General features: G+C 58.3%; 17 protein-coding genes. 10 read left to right on the forward strand and 7 right to left on the reverse strand.

All coding sequences use genetic code 11. The features are described from left to right. Positions 1 to 176: 176 nt before the first annotated feature. The 5 genes from CAF65_RS25765 (at position 177) to CAF65_RS25785 (ending at position 5,034) form a co-directional block, all read left to right on the forward strand. Positions 177 to 1,376, forward strand: a complete 1,200-nt coding sequence (locus tag CAF65_RS25765; protein ID WP_085718808.1) for a YcaO-like family protein — start codon at positions 177 to 179, stop codon at positions 1,374 to 1,376. A gap of 12 nt (positions 1,377 to 1,388) precedes the next feature. After that, positions 1,389 to 2,132, forward strand: a complete 744-nt coding sequence (locus tag CAF65_RS25770; protein ID WP_085718809.1) for an ABC transporter permease — start codon at positions 1,389 to 1,391, stop codon at positions 2,130 to 2,132. Continuing rightward, the gene (locus CAF65_RS25775) at positions 2,132 to 2,872 is read left to right on the forward strand and encodes an ATP-binding cassette domain-containing protein (protein ID WP_085718810.1); all 741 of its coding nucleotides are present in this window, start codon (positions 2,132 to 2,134) and stop codon (positions 2,870 to 2,872) included. Before CAF65_RS25770 ends, CAF65_RS25775 begins: the two co-directional genes overlap by 1 nt. A gap of 233 nt (positions 2,873 to 3,105) precedes the next feature. After that, on the forward strand, positions 3,106 to 3,495 hold the full coding sequence (locus CAF65_RS25780) for a cytochrome c family protein (protein WP_085718811.1): 390 nt from the start codon (positions 3,106 to 3,108) through the stop codon (positions 3,493 to 3,495). 48 nt (positions 3,496 to 3,543) lie between these two features. Then, complete coding sequence (locus tag CAF65_RS25785) at positions 3,544 to 5,034, forward strand: aldehyde dehydrogenase family protein (protein ID WP_085718812.1); 1,491 nt, start codon at positions 3,544 to 3,546, stop codon at positions 5,032 to 5,034. Between the two features lie 30 nt (positions 5,035 to 5,064). Here CAF65_RS25785 and CAF65_RS25790 read toward each other — a convergent pair whose 3' ends face one another. From CAF65_RS25790 to CAF65_RS25805, 4 genes are all read right to left on the reverse strand, one after another. Then, complete coding sequence (locus CAF65_RS25790) at positions 5,065 to 7,449, reverse strand: DUF3772 domain-containing protein (protein WP_085718813.1); 2,385 nt, start codon at positions 7,447 to 7,449, stop codon at positions 5,065 to 5,067. Positions 7,450 to 7,557: 108 nt separating this feature from the next. Continuing rightward, entirely contained in the window at positions 7,558 to 8,988 is a 1,431-nt protein-coding gene (locus tag CAF65_RS25795) for a heavy metal sensor histidine kinase (RefSeq protein ID WP_085718814.1), read from the reverse strand. Between the two features lie 8 nt (positions 8,989 to 8,996). Then, on the reverse strand, positions 8,997 to 9,668 hold the full coding sequence (locus tag CAF65_RS25800; RefSeq protein WP_046040381.1) for a heavy metal response regulator transcription factor: 672 nt from the start codon (positions 9,666 to 9,668) through the stop codon (positions 8,997 to 8,999). Between the two features lie 84 nt (positions 9,669 to 9,752). Further along, positions 9,753 to 10,010 (reverse strand): DUF2790 domain-containing protein, encoded by a 258-nt coding sequence (locus CAF65_RS25805; protein ID WP_085718815.1) that lies wholly within the window; start codon positions 10,008 to 10,010, stop codon positions 9,753 to 9,755. A 268-nt stretch (positions 10,011 to 10,278) separates the two neighbouring features. Here CAF65_RS25805 and CAF65_RS25810 point away from each other — a divergent pair, with 268 nt between their 5' ends. From CAF65_RS25810 to CAF65_RS25820, 3 genes are read left to right on the forward strand one after another with little or no spacing between them, the layout of a single operon-like run. After that, a complete protein-coding gene (locus tag CAF65_RS25810; RefSeq protein ID WP_085718816.1) occupies positions 10,279 to 11,244 on the forward strand; it encodes a tripartite tricarboxylate transporter substrate binding protein in 966 nt (321 codons plus the stop codon). Position 11,245: 1 nt separating this feature from the next. After that, complete coding sequence (locus CAF65_RS25815; RefSeq protein WP_085718817.1) at positions 11,246 to 11,728, forward strand: tripartite tricarboxylate transporter TctB family protein; 483 nt, start codon at positions 11,246 to 11,248, stop codon at positions 11,726 to 11,728. 16 nt (positions 11,729 to 11,744) lie between these two features. Continuing rightward, on the forward strand, positions 11,745 to 13,253 hold the full coding sequence (locus tag CAF65_RS25820; protein ID WP_085718818.1) for a tripartite tricarboxylate transporter permease: 1,509 nt from the start codon (positions 11,745 to 11,747) through the stop codon (positions 13,251 to 13,253). A 125-nt stretch (positions 13,254 to 13,378) separates the two neighbouring features. Here CAF65_RS25820 and grxC read toward each other — a convergent pair whose 3' ends face one another. Together grxC and CAF65_RS25830 are read right to left on the reverse strand one after the other, a co-directional pair. Next, the gene (gene grxC, locus CAF65_RS25825; protein WP_085718819.1) at positions 13,379 to 13,630 is read right to left on the reverse strand and encodes a glutaredoxin 3; all 252 of its coding nucleotides are present in this window, start codon (positions 13,628 to 13,630) and stop codon (positions 13,379 to 13,381) included. Between the two features lie 26 nt (positions 13,631 to 13,656). Next, the gene (locus tag CAF65_RS25830) at positions 13,657 to 14,175 is read right to left on the reverse strand and encodes a carboxymuconolactone decarboxylase family protein (RefSeq protein ID WP_085718820.1); all 519 of its coding nucleotides are present in this window, start codon (positions 14,173 to 14,175) and stop codon (positions 13,657 to 13,659) included. Between the two features lie 134 nt (positions 14,176 to 14,309). Here CAF65_RS25830 and CAF65_RS25835 point away from each other — a divergent pair, with 134 nt between their 5' ends. Both CAF65_RS25835 and CAF65_RS25845 read left to right on the forward strand, forming a co-directional pair. After that, positions 14,310 to 15,125, forward strand: a complete 816-nt coding sequence (locus tag CAF65_RS25835; protein ID WP_085718821.1) for an AraC family transcriptional regulator — start codon at positions 14,310 to 14,312, stop codon at positions 15,123 to 15,125. A gap of 299 nt (positions 15,126 to 15,424) precedes the next feature. Then, on the forward strand, positions 15,425 to 16,072 hold the full coding sequence (locus tag CAF65_RS25845; protein ID WP_085718823.1) for a DUF2238 domain-containing protein: 648 nt from the start codon (positions 15,425 to 15,427) through the stop codon (positions 16,070 to 16,072). Positions 16,073 to 16,140: 68 nt separating this feature from the next. On the opposite strand, the gene ilvD is transcribed toward CAF65_RS25845, so the two are convergent. Next, positions 16,141 to 17,823, reverse strand: a complete 1,683-nt coding sequence (gene ilvD, locus CAF65_RS25850; RefSeq protein WP_085718824.1) for a dihydroxy-acid dehydratase — start codon at positions 17,821 to 17,823, stop codon at positions 16,141 to 16,143. Positions 17,824 to 17,963: the final 140 nt, after the last annotated feature.

Consider the following 17,963-nt stretch of genomic DNA (forward strand, 5'->3'; position numbering starts at 1 on the left):
CAGACTTGCGCTTATGGAAGTTGGATCCATTTACATGTTGATCGAATTGCAGGCCAAAGAACTTGGACTGCGGTGCAGGTTATGGTCCGCGTACACAGACACGATGCTGTGTAAGGCAATAGGCCTTAATCCAACTGTCTTCTTTCCTATGTGTGTGCACTTCATTGGTGAGCAATGTGATTCTATATAATTCTAGTCACTACTCAACGTTACCTGGTGCGCTGATTTGTCAGCCGGCCTGCTTACTATCTCTTCCGTCCTCTGTTGAAGTGGAAGACCCTTGGTTAAACGGAGGATCTGGAATAGGAAGCGGTACCTCCTCTATAAAGGCGGGGCTAGGTGAGTACTTTGAAAGACGGCATTTCTATATGGAGGTTAAGCCCGACGTAGTAGGGGGCATCAATCATTCATTGACGAGATTGGAGGCTGGGAAATTTATCTATGCTTTTTCTCAAACCAATGAAGGTAACTTGACATCCGCACAGCTTGCCAAACATTCATATAACTTGACGGAGGTGTTGCGTGTATCGGATTTTTCTTACTGTCATATACCTACAGCATGCATTTCTCTTAACTATAATAAAATCGAAAGTGAGAATGTAATATACCCGCTGCGAGATACATGTGGTTGCAGTTTTCACTACCAATTTGAAAATGCAGCTTTTGGGTCGATAAAGGAATACTTGGAAAGGCAGTTTTTGGCAAGATTTTGGCTCACAAAAGAATGCGCTCGGTTGGTTCTTGAGTCTGACATCAAAATTGTCCTGAGTGAAAGTCGTGCTCAAGCGTTATACGGCGCTCTATGTAAGTCAGGTGAGATTACCGTTATTGATATATCAGATAATGATTATCCTGGTATATGTTTGTTGGCTGTTTACGGTCAAAAGGATAATAGGCGTCACGTTCGGTATTGCGCCGGAATGTCGTACGCGGAAACGTTAAGCAGCGCACTTGAGAAGTCAATCTATGAATTGTGGCAAACCTACAGATTCATTGATTTGTTTCGAGCTACTGAGAGTAACCTTGAAAAGGTTAAAGATTCATATTTGAAATATTTTCTAAGTTGTAATTCCTATGGGGTGTATAAGGAGATAACTTCGGTCAGGTTTCGTTGCTCCGATGTCTTAGAGTCTTCGTTTGAATTTAGCTTGTCTGGACTTTTGGCTGTGCTCAAGTCTCAGCGAATTGATGGTTATCTCTATGTTAGCTCTCTTGCGATGCAAGGTGGTTTGTATTTTTTCTGTAAGTATGTTTCTCCTGATTTATTTTTGCATATGAATAACTCTAGGGCGATAAATTTCCGCAATAGATACTCTGAGAAGTTTATGGCGCAGATATTATCTGAGCGGAAAAAGATTATGGTTCCATTTCCATGAAAAGGGTGACTCATGACAGCTTTTACAATATCAAGATCTTTCAGTTTGGCGTGGTTGTTTGTAAAGGAACAGCTAAAAGAACCTGTAGCGCTCTTTTGGATTATTGTTTCGCCGGCAGCAACCTATTATTTGCTGGCGTACTCCAGGGGAGGGCTTTCTCCTTCGGGTATGAGCTATTTAGAAAGCACTTCTTGGTTTCACGCTTATGTTTCTTCAAGTGTCGCTTTTTTTGCCTTCTCCTTTTATATTGTAGGCAGAAGGGAAAGTGGATTTATTAGGTCGTTTGTATATACCTCAGAAGCTAAGCTGATATTTATGTTGGCGCAATTTTTTGCATGCTCGCTTATTTCTTTGATTTACTGTGCCGCTTTCTACATGTTGACGCGTTTTTCTTTTGGAGGCTTTGGTGTTTCTGAGTTTTTATTGGTTTTTTCTAGGTTTTATATCTGCTATGTCATGTTTTGTGTTCCTGGAGTTTTGTTGGGCTTTTTACCTGTTAGTTTTCAGAATGCCAATACTATTTTCTCCGTGACGTCATTTGGGATGCTTGTGCTGGGTGTTTTAAGTATTCGCGATTTACATCCTGCATTGGATTTTGTCAAAGAATTTAATCCTTTGTATGTTGCAAATAAAATAATGGTTGAGGGGGTTGAAAGGCACCCGATATTGATATTGGGGGTTTTCTTTTCTTTTGTTGCTGTTTTCTTGTTGACGTTGCGATTCTTGCGCATAAATCCAGTGTGGAGTCGATATTAATGGGTAGTATAAAAGCTAGGTCGCTTTGTTTTGGGTATTCTGAAAAATTAATATTCAATGACGCATCTATCGATGTGGCTCCAGGCTCTATTACCGGTCTACTGGGGCCAAACGGCTCCGGAAAGACTACGTTTTTCGATATTGTGTGCGGCTTGAAAAAGGCGAAAGAAGGGCAGCTTGTCAATAGGTTTGTCAGGCAGCTTTATTTATCACAGACGATCATGACTCCACCCGTACTGCGTATGTTCGATATCTTTAAAATGACTACGTTGCTTTGTTCTCCCATCCGAATGTCGCAAGAGCATGCTTTGAAAAAGCTCGCTGTATGGAGCCCGGAAATAATTGAGCGATATAAGGAGATCTGGAACAAGAAGTCTTCTGTTTGCAGCTACGGCGAAAAACGCTGGTTCTTTACTCTATCATTGCTGGCTGTAGGGGCAGATCTGGTGATATTGGATGAACCCACCGCTGGAGTTGATCCTGAGTTCAGACACTACATTTGGAAGTGTTTACGTGGAGCTGCTGCTGAGGGAATGGCAATTCTAGTCTCGTCACATAACATCGAGGAGGTTGCGAACAACTGTGACAACTTTTACATGATTAGCATGCGACGGTTTGTGCCGTTCAGCTCCGGTAAAGAGTTCTTGGACTCTTACGGTGCAAGCACTCTGGATGAAGCTTTTATCCGCGCGGCGGCTGCACCCGCGTTCACGGCACCTTCTACTCAAAAAAAATCATGACTTCATCGCCTTCTCAGCTCAGCTAAAACAAGTTCCTGATGTCGCATACCTGCACGCGCTGTTTCTAATGAGCAATCTGGCACAACCGCCAACACAACTGGCACGCAGGGCAAAACCTGCGGGCCGGCGACCGCCGACAATCCCTACCAACCTGCCGAAGCTCCCTGCCTTGGCATTTTTAGTGTTGGCGTTCGCCTGGCGGCGAGCGCGCGGATTTTCAAGGTCGGTTTCTTATGTTCACTTCGCTGCGTTTGCCCTTGATCGGTTTGCTGTCCTTCACCCTGGTTCAGGCGGTGTCTGCCGCCGAATGCGCCCCGGACACCCGCCGTGGTGCCGAAGTGTTCGCCACTGAATGCAGTGTTTGCCACGCGGTGACCAAGGGCACGACCGGCATGATGGGGCCGAACCTGTTCGGCGTGTATGGACGCAAGTCCGGCTCGCTGGCGGGCTTCAGCTACTCCCAGGCCATGCGCGACAAGGACGTCGACTGGCAAGCCGAGAACATCACGCAATTGATCACCCAGCCCCAGGCCTACGTGCCGGGCACTTATATGCCGTACATGGGCCTGGCCTCCGCCGACGACCGTCAGGCCGTCGCCTGCTTCCTCAAAGAACAACACTGATCAGGCCGGATCTGCGCCTGAGCAAATCGTCTGAATGAAAGGTGAATTATGAGCAACGTTGAAATCCTGCCCCAGGTTGCTGCATTCCTCGAACGTCGCCACGGCTGCTTCATCGATGGCCAGTGGGTGTTTGCCGAGGGCGGCAGCATCGCCGTGGTCAACCCGGCCACCGGGCAAACCCTGTGCGAAACCCTGGATGCGCCACTGGAAATCGTCGAACGCGCCGTGCAGTCGTCGCACAAGGCCTTCAAGTCTGGCGTGTGGTCGAGCCTGCGTCCGGCGGACCGTGAACGCATCCTGCTGAACTTCACCCGTCTTGTCGAAGAGCACGCCGAAGAGCTGGCCCAGCTGGAAACCCTGAGCCAGGGCAAGTCGATCAACATGGCCCGCGCGCTGGACCTGAATGCTACCGTGGAATTCATGCGCTACATGTCCGGCTGGGCGACCAAGATCGAAGGGCAGACCTTCGACGTGTCGATCCCGTTGCCGCCCGGAGCCAGGTTCACCGCGTTCACCAAGCGTGAGCCGGTGGGTGTGGTGGTCGGCATCGTGCCGTGGAACTTCCCGCTGCTGATCGCGGCCTGGAAGCTGATGCCAGCCCTGGCCACCGGTTGCACAGTGATCATCAAACCGGCGATGGAAACCCCGTTGACCGCCATGCGCCTGGCCGAACTGGCGCTGGAAGCGGGCATCCCGGCCGGCGTATTCAACGTGGTCACCGGCGGTGGCGCCTCGGTCGGTGGCGTGCTGACCTCGCATCCGCTGGTGAGCAAAGTGTCGTTCACCGGTTCCACAGCCGTGGGCAAGAGCGTTGGCGTGGCATGCATGGAAAACATGACTCGCTTCTCCCTGGAACTGGGTGGCAAGAACCCGATGATCGTGCTCGCCGATGCCGACATCGAAAAAGCCGTGCAAGGCGCGATCCTCGGTGGCTTGCTGAACAACGGCCAGGTCTGCGCAGCGGCCTCGCGTTTCTATGTGCACCATTCGATCCATGACCAGTTTGTCGAAGCCCTGGCCGCCGCCGTCTCGGCGATGCCGATTGGCGCGGGCATGAACGGCGACGCGGCGATCAACCCGCTGGTGTCGCGCAAGCAACAACAAAGCGTACTCAAGCACATCGAACTGGCGCGCAAGGAAGGTGCACGGGTGGTGACGGGCGGTGAGTTGCTGCAAGGCGACGGTTTCTTCGTGCAGCCGACCATTCTGGCGGACATCGACCACAGCATGGCCGTGGCCCGCGAAGAAGTATTCGGCCCGGTGCTGGGCGTGATGCCGTTCGACGACGAAGACGCCGTGATCGAACTGGCCAACGACAACCGCTACGGCCTGGCCGCCAGCCTGTGGACCAACGACCTGAGCAAGGCCATGAACCTGGTGCCCCGCATCGAGGCCGGCACCGTCTGGGTCAATGCCCACGTGTTGCTCGACCCGGCGATGCCGTTCGGCGGTGTCAAGCAATCGGGCATGGGTCGCGAGTTCGGCCGTGCGGTGATCGAGGCTTATACCGAGCTCAAGTCGGTGTGCATCGCGCATTGATGTAGCGACCGCCTGCCGCGTGATCGGGCATCACGCAGCAGGCGGTTTCGCCAGTTCAATGCCAGCGGCACCCAGCCGCTTGAGAATTTCAAACAGCAGCTCGCTCTTGATCGCGCCGACCGTGCGTGGGCTGCCGACATAGCCGGTGATGGTCAACGTGATGCCTTCAGGTTTCAGCTGACTGAAGCGCAAAAATGGCACCGGTTTATCCAGAATGGATTCGTGTTCGGTGAAGGTGTCGTACAGCAGGTTTTGTACTTGCTCAGGGTCGATGTCCAGCGGGAACATCAGTTCGAGTATCACCACGCCCTGGGCGCTGCCGCCGAGGGTGACGTTGCGCAGGTTCTGCGAAATCAGGTGCGAGTTGGGCACGATCATGATCGAGCGGTCGGCGAGTTGTATTTCCGTGGCCCGCACATTGATTCGTCGTATATCGCCTTCGACGCCACTGATGCTGATCAGGTCGCCGACCTTCACCGGGCGCTCGGTCAGCAGGATAAGGCCGGAGATGAAATTCTTCACGATCTCCTGAAGGCCAAAGCCGATACCCACTGACAGGGCGCTGACGATCCAGGCCAGGTTGGTCCACTTGATCCCCAGCGACGCCAGCGTGAGCAGGACGACGGATACGTAACCGATGTTGGCGAACAGGGTGCTGAGCGAGGCGCACATGCCCGGGTCCATCTCGGTTTTCGGCAGGAACTCACTATCCAGCCAGCGACGCAGGGTGCGAATCAGGTAGACACCGATCATCAGTGTCAGCAGGGCATGCATCAAATTGTCCGGGACGATGTTCAGCTTGCGCAGCCCTTCACCGCCGAGTACGGCCACAGTGCCTGTAACCAGTTGCCCGAGTGTCGTACCGATCCCGCCGACAAACAGCGCAATGAGGCCAATCAGTATCAGGATGGCGCGGCCGGCCCCGGATAACAGGGTGCAGATCTGCTCCAGGCGCGGATTGCCGATGCCCAGCAGCTGTTTGATGGTCCTGCCGGTGGGTTGCCGGGGTGAAAAAAGGTAATCGCAGGTGTCCTGATACACCTGTGTGAGCAGGTAGAAACCGGCGAAGATGATGAATATCCAGACCAGTTCATAGGTGATGAACCGGGCCATCGTCACGTAGCCGATCACCAGGGCGAACAGGGACACCACCACGGCTGCGCCGGTAAAAGCATAAATCAGGCCGGCAGAGGTTCTGACGCCTTCGGGGGCTTCTCCGGCAACGATCAGGTCTCTGCGGGTCTTGCTGACGCGCAACAGGAGCGCACCGATCACCAGGGCCGCGACCAACGCCACGATGCCCCGCCCGAGCAACACCACTTCGGTGCTCATGCCGGTGACATTACTCATCTGCACCAGGGTCACCAGCACCAGCAGCAGGCTTGCCAGCAGCTTCGGATAGGGCGCCATCGCCAGTGCCACCGGATCGGCAATATCGGGCAGGCGCCATGAGGGATGTTTGGTTGACAGCAGTGCGCGGCTCAATCCGGTGATCAGCACGCAGGTATAGGCCAGCTTTTCCAGATACTGCGCCAGGTCGTTCAGCAGTGGGGTGTAGGGCAGTTGCCGGGTCCCGGCAAAGTGCAGCAATTGCAGGGCGATGCCGGCGGTCAGCACCGTCGCCAGTACCGACGCCAAGGCAAGGGAGCTGCGCCGTAACCGGCCTTCAGGCATTCGATGGATGCACAGCCACGCCAGACCCCGCCCGGCGAACCGTCGCCCTACGGTCCAGATGGCCAGGGCCAGTATCAGCAGGGCGGCGGTGATCCCGCGTTGTCCGGGTTGCCAGGCCACCCGGTGCGTGGCCTCGAGTTGCTCGATGAGGGCACCGAAACGCTGGCGGTCATCTGCCGGAAGATTGAACAAAGGCGACCAGAAAGCCGGGTTCAGGATACTGGTGGTCTGCTGGGTTACTTCAGCTTCCAGCAGGCTGCGGCGAATACTGGCTATCTGGGTGATCAGCTCGGCGGCACTTTTTTTCAGCGCTTCCAGGGTTTTGAGTTGGCTATCGATTCTGTTTTTCTGTTCGCCGAGGGTATCTCGCTGGGTGGTAATGGCAGACGTCACCTGTGCGTTCTCGGCGAGGGGCACTGGCCCCAGCACGTTGAGTTGCGCCTGCAACTGCGCCTGCCCGGGCAGCAGCGATGCGGACAGATTATCAATATCCTGGATGAGTACTTGCACCTGGTCCTGTGCGCTTTCCAGTTGGGTGTAATTGGTGGCCAGGGAAACCTGTTGCTTGAGACTGTTCAACTGGTTTTGCAGCCCCAGCAGATCGTTGTCGGGGATGCTGATGATCGGGGGTGTGGCGGCGGGGGCAAGGGTATCGGCCATGGGGGTCGCCAACAGCCAGCCCGGGCTTGCCGCCAGAAGCGCGAAGGCGACGCAGATCATTGACTTCAATACATTGCACATCGGCGTGCTCGACGGGTTGTTAGTCACTTAGCCAATGAGGTTAGGCCATGACACGCACCCTTGAGCGATGTTTTGTCGCAAGTGGCCCTGGAGGACTTCGCTCAGGCGTTACTCATGCTGTTGCCGCGCCGGGAAAAACAGCTCGAAGCAGGTGATGCCGTTGGCACTGCTGACATGGCAGGCACCGTTGTGCAGTTGCATGATCGTCGCCACGATCGACAGGCCCAGGCCATTGGATTGGGAGGAGCGTTCGCGGGATTCATCGACCCGGTAGAAGCGTTCGAACAGCCGTGGCAGATGGTGGGGCGCGATGGTCGGGCCGTGGTTGCGCACTTGCACCTGGATGCCGTCGGCAGTCGGGTTGGCGTGGATGCACAGCTCGGAATGCGGGGCGCCGTACTTGATGGCGTTGGCGCACAGGTTGGCCAGGGCACGGCGCAGCAACATGGGCTCGGCCCAGATCAAGCCGCTGCCCTGGGCATTGATGCAGATGCCAACGTCGCCCGCCGGGCCTTCGAAGTAATCGGCCATGCGTTGCATTTCGTCGGCGGCATCCAGCTCCTGACGCTGGCGCAAGGCACTGCGCGGATCAGTGCGGGCCAGAAACAGCATGTTGTCGAGCATGCGCGCCAGGCGTTCAAGCTCTTCGACGTTCGAGGCCAACAGCTGCTGATAGGCGTCGGTGCTGCGGTTCTGCTGCAAGGCCACCTGGGTTTCGCCCAGCAGGTTGTTGATCGGTGTGCGCAGTTCGTGGGCCATGTCGGTCGATACCTGGCCCAGTTGAATGAAACCTTTGTCCAGCCGGTCGAGCATGGCGTTGAAGGCGTCTATCATCGGCAACAGTTCCAGTGGCGCACCCTGGCTGTCGAGGCGTTCGTTGAGGTTGCCGACGTCGATGCTCTGGGTGTGACGGGCCAGGCGCCGCACGGGCAACAGGCCGCGATGCACCAGCACATAACCGGACAGCGACAGCAGAATCGCCGCGACGCTGGCGAACAGGTACACATTGAAGCGGTAGTCGGCGAGCACGGCGGTGCGTTCGGTCATCAAGCGCCCGGTCACCACTTGCAGGCTGCCCAGATCACCCGAGTCGATGGTCGCTGCCAGGGCGGAAAACGGCACGCCATTGACGTTGGGCAAATGCTGCACGTCGTTCAGGGTCAGGCGATGATCCATCGCCACCGGGGTCAGCACCGGCATTTTCAGGTTGCCCGGGTTGACTACCAGCAACGGCGGTTGGCCAGGGGTGCCGATGGTCAGCAGGGCCTCGCGGTTGCCCATCATGTTCTGGAACAGCGCCGGCTTGGCCTTGATCAGGTCCAGGGTATTGCTGTCGTTGAGGAAGGTACGCAACTGGTCGATGCGGGTGATCAGGGCAATGTCGTCGCGACGGATCAACTCGCGCTCCAGGTCGCGGTACAGCGCGACACCCAGCAGCGCCAGCGAGACAAACGCCAGCAGGGCAAACACCAACGCCAGACGCAGGGTCAGGGAGTGGCTGAGACGGGAGGCGGATTGCAGCGGTGTCATCGCATTCATGGGGGCGTTCAGGGTTGAGTGTCGAAGCGGTAGCCGATGCCGCGCACGCTGTGGATCAACTTGAGCGGGAACGGATCATCGATTTTCAGGCGCAGGCGGCGCACCGCGACATCGACGACATTGGTGTCGCTGTCGAAATTCATGTCCCAGACCCGCGAGGCGATCATCGAGCGTGACAGCACTTCGCCCTGATGGGTGGCGAACAGGTGCAGCAGGGCAAATTCCTTGTTGGTCAGGGTAATGCGATTGCCGGCGCGGCTGACGCGACGCTTGAGCACGTCGATCTGCAGGTCGTCGACGTGCAGGTGTTCTTCTTCCCGGGTAGGGCCGCGCCGGGTCAGGGTGCGCAGGCGTGCCACCAGTTCGGCGAAGGAAAAAGGTTTGATCAGGTAATCGTCGGCGCCCAGCTCGAGGCCTTTGATGCGGTCGGCGATGTCATCCCGGGCGGTGAGGAACAACACCGGTGTGTCGGCTTCCTTGCGCAAACGGCGCAGGACTTCCCAGCCATCCATCTTCGGCATCATGACGTCCAGCACGATCACATCGAAATCGTGTTCCAGGGCCAGGTGCAAGCCATCGACGCCGTCCCGCGCCAGGCTCACGGTGTATCCGAGTTCCTGCAGGCCGTTGAGCAGGTAATTGCCGGCCTTGGGTTCGTCTTCGACTACGAGGATGTTCATGAAAGTCTGCCTGATTCGGTCGGGCTACAGGGGCAAGCCAGTGGCGCAAGTGTAGCCCGATCAATCGTCAATACAGGCATCCGATCAGTTCTCACCAATGCAACCCACGCCCTGGACCCGATAGTCCAGCTGGTGCTCGCGACCCTGGTGGTCGAGGTAGTTGAACTGCGCCGGCACGATGCCGCACTTGCCGGAAAGGTCGGTCATGGACAGCACTTTGGCCACATCCACGTCCACGTAAAAGCCGTCCTTGTCGTGGATGACGGGTGAAGCGGATGGAGTTGCGGCAAACGCCGAGCCGGTGGCGAGCAGGGCGGCAAAACCAAGGATCAACATTTTCATGACGAATCTCTCTCTACAAGGGCAGGGTGGCTGCCGGTGGTTGGCCTGACAGTGAGTTCAGGTTAACGAGGCGATCCGGACAGCCGACCAACAGCTTGATGACAAAGTTGTAATGAAACGCCGGTTTGAACACCGCGCCCCCTGTAGGAGCGCTTTAAAACGGATCAACCCGCGGATCCATGGCCTAAGCTTGTTCGCAGGCCCATGCCCATCGAGCACCTCGATGGGCAAACGGCACCTATAAAAACAATGCAATCAGGAGATGCCCATGTCCGCTTTGATCCGTCGTTTCAGTCGCAGCATGGCCGCTGGTTTGACCGCTGCCATGCTTGTCGCACCAGCCTTCGCGCTGGATACCGTGAAATTCATGGCCCCGGGCTCGGTGGGCGGTGGTTACGACCAGACCGCCAGGGTATTGGGCAAGGCCATGATCGAAGCCAACACGGCCAAGGCCGTGACCTTCGAGAACAAGGGCGGGGCGGGCGGGACCCTGGGGCTGGCGCAGTTTGCCAACAGCACCAAGGGTGACCCGAACGCATTGCTGGTGGTCGGCGCGATCATGGTCGCGGGCATCGAACAGAACAAACCGCAGATCAGCCTGAAGGATGTGACGCCGATTGCGCGTCTGTTTACCGAATACAACGTGATTGCCGTGCGCAAGGACTCGCCCTACAAGACCCTCGATGACCTGATCAAGGACTTCAAGGAAAAGCCCACCGGCGTCACCTTTGGCGGTGGTTCCAAGGGGTCGATCGACCACATCGGCATCGCCGAACTGGCGGGCAAACTGGATGTCCCGGTCAACAAGGTCAATTACATCGCCACCGGCGGCGGGGGTGAAATCGTGGCCCAGACCCTGGGCGGCCAGATCAAGGTGCTCACTGGGGGCTACGCCGAACTGGGTCAATACATCAAGGCCGGCCAGATCCGGGTGCTGGCCATCGGTGCGCCCGAGCGTGTCCCGGGGATCGATGCGCCAACCCTCAAGGAAAGTGGCTACGACGTGATCATCGGCAATTGGCGCGGTGTCTACGGTGCTGCGAACCTCACAGCCGAGCAGCGTAAAGAAGTGACCGACGCGGTCGTGGCCGCCAGCAAAAGCAAAGTCTGGCAAGACAACATCAAAACCAATGCCTGGACCGAGAGCGTGTTGACCGGTGATGACTTCGGCAAATTCGTCGACGACGAGCACGTGCGTCTGCGGGCGATGCTGGTCAAGGTCGGGCTGCTTTGAGATGGCCGGGTCACGCGCAATCGTACCGACGCAATTGGCGATCGGCCTTGGACTGATCGCCCTTGGCGCCTTGCTGGCCGTGGGGGCCAACCGCTTTCCAGCTGAGATGGGCTTCGTGATTCTGCCGGCTTACGTCTACCCCTGGATCGTCGCCGGGTTTCTCGGCGTGGTGGGCCTGTTGCTGAGTTATCAGGCGCTCACCGGCGGTTTTCGCGAACTGGAGAGCGGCAATGGTGCGATCCCTGGCGGCAAATCCGGCGCCGCCTGGGTCACTGGAGGGTTGGTGGGGGTGGCGGTGCTGATCAACCTCATTGGTTTTGTGCTGGCCGCCGGGTTGCTGTTCGCCTGTTCGGCGCGGGGGTTTGGTAGCCGTCATCCGCTGCGGGACCTGGCCATAGGCATTGCCTTGACCCTGCCGATCTACTGGCTGTTCAACGCCGGGCTCGGGGTTTCCCTGCCATCGCTGATCAACATGTGGATGTGAGGGGGAGATCGACACCGTGGACATTCTTTCAAGCCTGATGATGGGGTTTTCAGCGGCGCTGACACCGATCAACCTGATGTGGGGTTTCATCGGCTGCCTGCTCGGCACCGCCATCGGCGTGTTGCCGGGGATCGGTCCGGCGCTGACGGTGGCACTGCTGTTGCCGATCACCGCCAAGGTCGACCCCACTGGCGCGCTGATCATGTTCGCCGGTATCTATTACGGCGCACAGTTCGGTGGCTCCACCACCTCGATCCTGCTCAACACCCCCGGTGAATCGTCTTCCATGGTCACGGCCCTGGAAGGGAACCTGATGGCGCGCAACGGTCGGGCCGGACCTGCACTGGCAACGGCGGCGATAGGCTCATTCGTCGCCGGCACCATCGCCACGATTTTGCTGACGCTGTTTGCACCCATCGTCGCCAGGCTGGCCCTGAATTTCGGCCCGACCGAATACTTCGCGATCCTGGTGCTCTCGTTCACCACCGTGTCGGCGGTGCTTGGCGCTTCCATGCTCCGAGGGTTTGCTTCGCTCGGCGTCGGGCTGACCATCGGACTGATCGGCCTGGACTCGACCTCGGGCATTGCCCGATACACCCTCGGCGTGCCCGAACTGGTCGACGGTATCGAAGTGGTGCTGGTGGCGGTCGGGTTGTTCGCGGTTGGCGAGGCCTTGTACAGCCTGCTCTATCAAGGGGAATCAAACGAAGGACGGCATCGCCTGACCTCATTGTGGATGACCCGCGCGGACTGGAAACGCTCGGTGCCGGCGTGGCTTCGGGGCACGCTGATCGGTTTTCCGTTTGGTTCGATTCCGGCCGGTGGCGCCGAGATTCCAACCTTTTTGTCCTATTCCACCGAGCGCAAGCTCAGCCGATACCCCAAGGAGTTTTCCGCCAACAAGGGCGAGGGTGCCATCGAAGGTGTCGCCGGTCCCGAAGCGGCCAACAATGCCAGTGCGACCGGGTCCCTGGTGCCGTTGCTGACTCTGGGCATCCCGACCTCTGCTACCGCGGCGATCCTGCTGGCCGCGTTCCAGAACTACAACCTGCAACCGGGGCCGATGCTGTTCGAAACCTCCGCCGACCTGGTCTGGACGCTGGTGGCCTCGCTGTATATCGGCAACGTGATCCTGCTGGTGTTGAACCTGCCGCTGGTGGGGCTGTGGGTCAGACTGCTGCAAATCCCCCGGCCGTACCTGAACGCAGGCATCCTCGTATTCGCCACCATCGGCGTGTATGGCATGCGCCACTCATCTTTCGACCTGATTCTGATGTTGGCGATTGGCTGGGGCGGAGTGCTGATGCGGCGGTTCGACTTCCCTGTCGCTCCGGTGATCGTCGGCATGCTGCTGGGGCCGATGGCCGAGAAACAACTGCGTAACGCCTTGTCCATCGGCCAGGGCGACTGGATGGTGTTCGTCACGCAACCGATCTCGGCGTTCTTCCTCGCCCTGACGCTGCTGGTGCTGGTGGTGCCCTATGTGTTGCATAAACGCGGCATCAAGTTGCATGAGGATGATTGATTCCTGTGGGAGCAAGCCCGCTCCCACATCAGGTTTCTGGGGGTTATTTGGCGGACGGCGCAGTGGCTTGCGCGGTGAACCACTGCATCACCGCCCCGCAGGCTGAAGACCAATACCTGACCAACTCAGGCCAGCATCGACATCAACCCGCCTTGACGGTCCAGCCGAGCCAGGTCGTCGAAGCCGCCGATGTGCGTGTCGCCGATGAAAATCTGCGGCACGCTGCGGCGGTTACTGCGGCTGAGCATTTCTTCGAATTTGCCTGGCTCGCGTTGAATGTTTATCTCCTGCATCGCCGCGCCTTTGCTGGCCAGCAAGGCCTTGGCGTTGCGGCAATAAGGGCAGGTGTCGGTGGTGTACAAGGTCACGGTTTTCATGGTGGATACTCCGTCGCTCAAGTCATTCAGGCGTCGATGGCCGGGAAGTCGATGTCGGTCAGCGCAGCATTGTTCAGGTAGTTGGTCAGCGTCTGCGCAGCCACGTGGGCGATCACTTCAATGATCTTGCTGTCGCCGATACCGGCAGCACGGGCTGCCGCGATCTGTTCGACCGTCAGATGGCCACGGCTTTCGGTGACCTGGCGGGCCAGGGTGGCATAGGCATTGAGTTCCCCCTGACGCGCGCTGAGGATGTCCTGGCCTGACAGCCCGGCCTTACCGGCGAACAGCGTATGGGCCGCCAGGCAGTAGTCGCAGCCGTTGACCTGCGAAGCGGCGAGGAACACCGCTTCTTTTTCCGTGGCGCTCAAGGATGTCTTGCCCAGTGCGGCCGAGTTTTGCAGGTACGAGGCCAACACCGCCGGGGCGTGGGCCAGTACCTTGAAGACGTTGGGCAAAAAGCCGATTTTCTTTTGCACGCCTTCCAGTAGCGGGCGGGTGGCGTCGGTGGCGTGTTCCAGGCTGATCGGGGCAATGCGGGTCATGGTGATACTCCGTGGTGTGAAGCGCGAAATGCGCCGGGTATGGAGCTCATGTTAGGGAGAAGGTCTGACGTACTGGGTGCAAATCGTCGAGGATATGCGACAGATCGTCCAGAAATGCCTTCGGGAGCCTTGTCATGGATCGCTTGTCCACGTTGCTCACACACTTTGGCGTCAATGCCGGCACGTTCCATAGCGGCACGTTTTGCGGTACCACCGCCTTCGACGGCCAACAGGCCAGCGGTCATTTGCACCTGCTTCAAGCAGGTGAGTTGCGGCTCAGGTTGGGGGATCAACCGGATCTGCAACTGACCGAACCGACCCTGATCTTTTTCCCCCGGCCCTATCGGCATCGTCTGTTCGCTTCAGAAGCGTCCGGCACGCAACTGGTCTGCGCGTCCCTGGATTTCGACGGTGGTGCGGGCAATGCCCTGGCGACGGCACTGCCTGATTACCTGGTGCTCAAGCTCGATGAAGTCCCGGCGCTGGCCGGGACCCTGGAATGGCTGTTCAACGAGGCGTTTGACGGTACATGCGGGCGTGAAGCGGTGATGGACCGATTGTTTGAATTGCTGGTGATTCTGTTGCTGCGGCACATTCTGAGTACGGGTGGCCAGCAACCGGGCATGATGGCCGGCCTCGCCGATGCGCGCCTGGCGCGCCCCTTGAGCCTGATGCATCAAACCCCGGCCAAGGCCTGGAGCGTGGCCGAGCTTTCGGTCGCCGCCAACATGTCGCGGGCCAGTTTCGCCGAACATTTTCGCCGGGTGGTCGGGCAGACGCCGGTGGATTACCTGGTGAGCTGGCGCATCAGCCTGGCGCAGAAACGCTTGCGCGAGGGCCGGCCGATTGCGCTGATTGCCGAGGAAGTCGGTTACGAAAGCCCCTCGGCGCTGGCCCGTGCGTTTCGGCGCAAGACCGGGCTCAGCCCACGGGAGTGGAAGGGCAGTTGATCAACGCAAAACCCTGTCGGAGCGAGCTTGCTCCGGGCGGCGTTCCGACGATGGTCGTCAACGATAACGCTGGTTGGCAGGTGCCCCGCGGCGCTCTCAGGTTTATCGCGAGCAAGCTCGCTCCTACAGGTAAGGTGGTGGCTCTAAGCTTGAATCAGAACTTGTACGCCTGCCGTCCTGCCAACAGCCATTTGCCTTTTTGTTTTTGCCAGATTTGCGATGGAGGGAAAAAGCGAACTTGCCCGGCGACCGTGCCTCGAAGTTAAAAGGGCGATGCCCTGACTTCGAGGTATTGCGCCATGCAGCCTGGCCCGCGTTTACGGCACGACCTGACGTTGCTCATGGTGTTTCTGGTGATTGTCGTGGTGTCGGGTTTTGCTCCCCGCAGCCGGGTGGACTGGGCGCTGGAGAACCTGCTGGTGCTGTTGCTGGTGGGGACGCTGGTGGCGGTTTCGCGTCGGTTTCGTTTGTCTGCGGTGTCTATCACGCTGGTGTTTGCGTTTCTATGCGTGCATGAATTGGGTGCCCACTACACCTATTCCCTGGTGCCTTACGATCACTGGTCTTCGGCGTGGTTGGGTTTCAGTTTCGAGCAGGCGTCAGGCGTTCATCGCAATCACTACGACCGACTGGTGCATCTGAGCTACGGACTGCTGCTGGCCTATCCGGTGCGCGAAGTCCTGTGGCGCCTGACGTCGCTGCGCGGGTTCTGGCTGTTTTTCGTGACCCTGAACATCATGCTGTCGACCTCCGCCGTATATGAATTGGTGGAGTGGATCGGTGGTGCCTTCCTGGGCAATGACACGGCGAACGCCTTCGTCGGCGCACAGAACGACCCTTGGGACTCGCAAAAGGACATGGCCATCGCGGTCGCCGGTGCATTGGTCAGCCTGTTGCTGGTGTCCTTTCGGGGCATGGCGCAAAAACAAGCGATGACAACAAGGTGATCGGGCAGACGGCTGCGACCACTGATGAACTGTCTAGCCTGGCAGACCATACAACGCAAAATAACGGGCTACAGGTATTTGTCCGTCACAGCCCCCTCCGAAGCACTGGACACCGTCTTCGCATACTTGGCCAGCACCCCGCGTTTGTACTTGGACGGCGGCCGCACCCAACGCGACTTGCGCTCGGCCAGCACAGCCTCGGAGACGTCCACGGTAATCTGCCGGGTTTCAGCATCGATGATGATCCTGTCGCCATTTTCGACCAGTGCAATCGGCCCGCCTTCGAACGCTTCCGGCGTGATGTGACCGACCACGAAACCGTGGGAGCCACCGGAAAAACGCCCGTCGGTGATCAGCGCCACATCCTTGCCGAGGCCCTTGCCCATGACCGCCGACGTCGGCGAGAGCATTTCGCGCATGCCCGGCCCACCCTTGGGGCCTTCGTAGCGGATCACGATCACTTCCCCGGGCTGCACCTCGCCATTGAGGATGCCGGCCAGCGCACCTTCTTCGCCGTGATAGACCCGGGCCGTGCCTTCAAAGCGCAGGCCTTCCTTGCCGGTGATCTTGGCCACGGCGCCGTTGGGCGAGAGATTGCCGCGCAGAATGACCAGATGGGAATCCTTTTTGATCGGCTGGTCGAAAGGCCGGATCACGTCCTGGCCGGCTGGGTAATCGGGTACGTTTGCCAGGTTTTCCGCCAGGGTCTGGCCGGTGACGGTCAGCACATCGCCGTGCAGCATGCCGGCATCGAGCATGCGCTTCATCAGCGGTTGAATACCGCCGATGGCCACCAGTTCGCTCATCATGTATTTGCCACTGGGACGAAGGTCGGCGACCACCGGGGAAATCTTGCCCAGTTCGACGAAGTCATCCAGGGTCAGTTCGACATCCACCGCATTGGCCATGGCCAACAAATGCAGCACGGCGTTGGTCGAGCCGGCGAGGGCGATCACCACGCGGATGGCATTCTCGAAGGCTTTGCGGGTCATGATGTCGCGGGGTTTGAGGTCGAGCTTGAGCAACTCCATGACCTGCTGGCCGGCGCGGAAACTGTCCGATGCCTTGTCGGTGCCGATGGCGTCCTGGGAGCTGGAACCGGGCAGGCTCATGCCCAATGCCTCGATGGCCGAGGCCATGGTGTTGGCGGTGTACATGCCGCCACAGGAACCGGGACCGGGAATTGCCACTTCCTCGATCTGCTTGACCTGAATCTCGTTGATGTCGCCCCGCGCTTGCTGGCCGACGGCCTCGAACACGGAAATGATGTCGGTATGGCCGGCCCCCGGCTGGATGGTGCCGCCATAGACAAAGATCGACGGGCGATTGAGCCGCGCCATGCCGATCAGGCACCCCGGCATGTTCTTGTCGCAGCCGCCGATGGTCACCAGTCCGTCGAAACCCTCGCAACCGGTGACCACTTCAATGGAGTCGGCAATCACCTCGCGCGACACCAGCGAATACTTCATGCCTTCGGTGCCGTTGGCGATGCCGTCGGAAATGGTGATGGTATTGAAGATCACACCCTTGGCACCCGCGGCGTTCGCGCCTTTTTCGGCTTCGAGCGCCAGCTTGTCGATGTGCATGTTGCAGGGCGTGACCATGGCCCAGGTCGAGGCGATGCCGACCTGCGGCTTGCTGAAGTCTGCATCGGTAAAACCCACGGCCCGCAGCATGGCGCGTGCGGGGGCGGCTTCCACGCCGTCGATCACTTGAGAGGAGTACTTGCGCAGATCGTCTTTGTCGCTCATGACTGCTCCTATCGCTCATGGCTGTTCTTGTCGCTCATGGCTGTTCTTCACATACTCATGAAGAAAAACAGGGTGAGTATAGAAGGCCGGGCGCCCGGGCCCGGACTTACCGGTCGGGAACAGACGCGCGGGTAAGCCTT

The sequence above is a fragment of the Pseudomonas sp. B28(2017) genome, from assembly GCF_002113025.1.
Classification (GTDB): Bacteria; Pseudomonadota; Gammaproteobacteria; order Pseudomonadales; family Pseudomonadaceae; genus Aquipseudomonas.

Coding starts and splice junctions, on each gene's coding strand:
- CAF65_RS25770 (WP_085718809.1), top strand. CDS start 1,389: ATGACAGCTTTTACAATATCAAGATCTTTCAGTTTGGCGTGGTTGTTT.
- CAF65_RS25775 (WP_085718810.1), top strand. CDS start 2,132: ATGGGTAGTATAAAAGCTAGGTCGCTTTGTTTTGGGTATTCTGAAAAA.
- CAF65_RS25780 (WP_085718811.1), top strand. CDS start 3,106: ATGTTCACTTCGCTGCGTTTGCCCTTGATCGGTTTGCTGTCCTTCACC.
- CAF65_RS25785 (WP_085718812.1), top strand. CDS start 3,544: ATGAGCAACGTTGAAATCCTGCCCCAGGTTGCTGCATTCCTCGAACGT.
- CAF65_RS25790 (WP_085718813.1), bottom strand. CDS start 7,449: ATGTGCAATGTATTGAAGTCAATGATCTGCGTCGCCTTCGCGCTTCTG.
- CAF65_RS25795 (WP_085718814.1), bottom strand. CDS start 8,988: ATGAATGCGATGACACCGCTGCAATCCGCCTCCCGTCTCAGCCACTCC.
- CAF65_RS25800 (WP_046040381.1), bottom strand. CDS start 9,668: ATGAACATCCTCGTAGTCGAAGACGAACCCAAGGCCGGCAATTACCTG.
- CAF65_RS25805 (WP_085718815.1), bottom strand. CDS start 10,010: ATGAAAATGTTGATCCTTGGTTTTGCCGCCCTGCTCGCCACCGGCTCG.
- CAF65_RS25810 (WP_085718816.1), top strand. CDS start 10,279: ATGTCCGCTTTGATCCGTCGTTTCAGTCGCAGCATGGCCGCTGGTTTG.
- CAF65_RS25815 (WP_085718817.1), top strand. CDS start 11,246: ATGGCCGGGTCACGCGCAATCGTACCGACGCAATTGGCGATCGGCCTT.
- grxC (WP_085718819.1), bottom strand. CDS start 13,630: ATGAAAACCGTGACCTTGTACACCACCGACACCTGCCCTTATTGCCGC.
- CAF65_RS25830 (WP_085718820.1), bottom strand. CDS start 14,175: ATGACCCGCATTGCCCCGATCAGCCTGGAACACGCCACCGACGCCACC.
- CAF65_RS25835 (WP_085718821.1), top strand. CDS start 14,310: ATGGATCGCTTGTCCACGTTGCTCACACACTTTGGCGTCAATGCCGGC.
- CAF65_RS25845 (WP_085718823.1), top strand. CDS start 15,425: ATGCAGCCTGGCCCGCGTTTACGGCACGACCTGACGTTGCTCATGGTG.
- ilvD (WP_085718824.1), bottom strand. CDS start 17,823: ATGAGCGACAAAGACGATCTGCGCAAGTACTCCTCTCAAGTGATCGAC.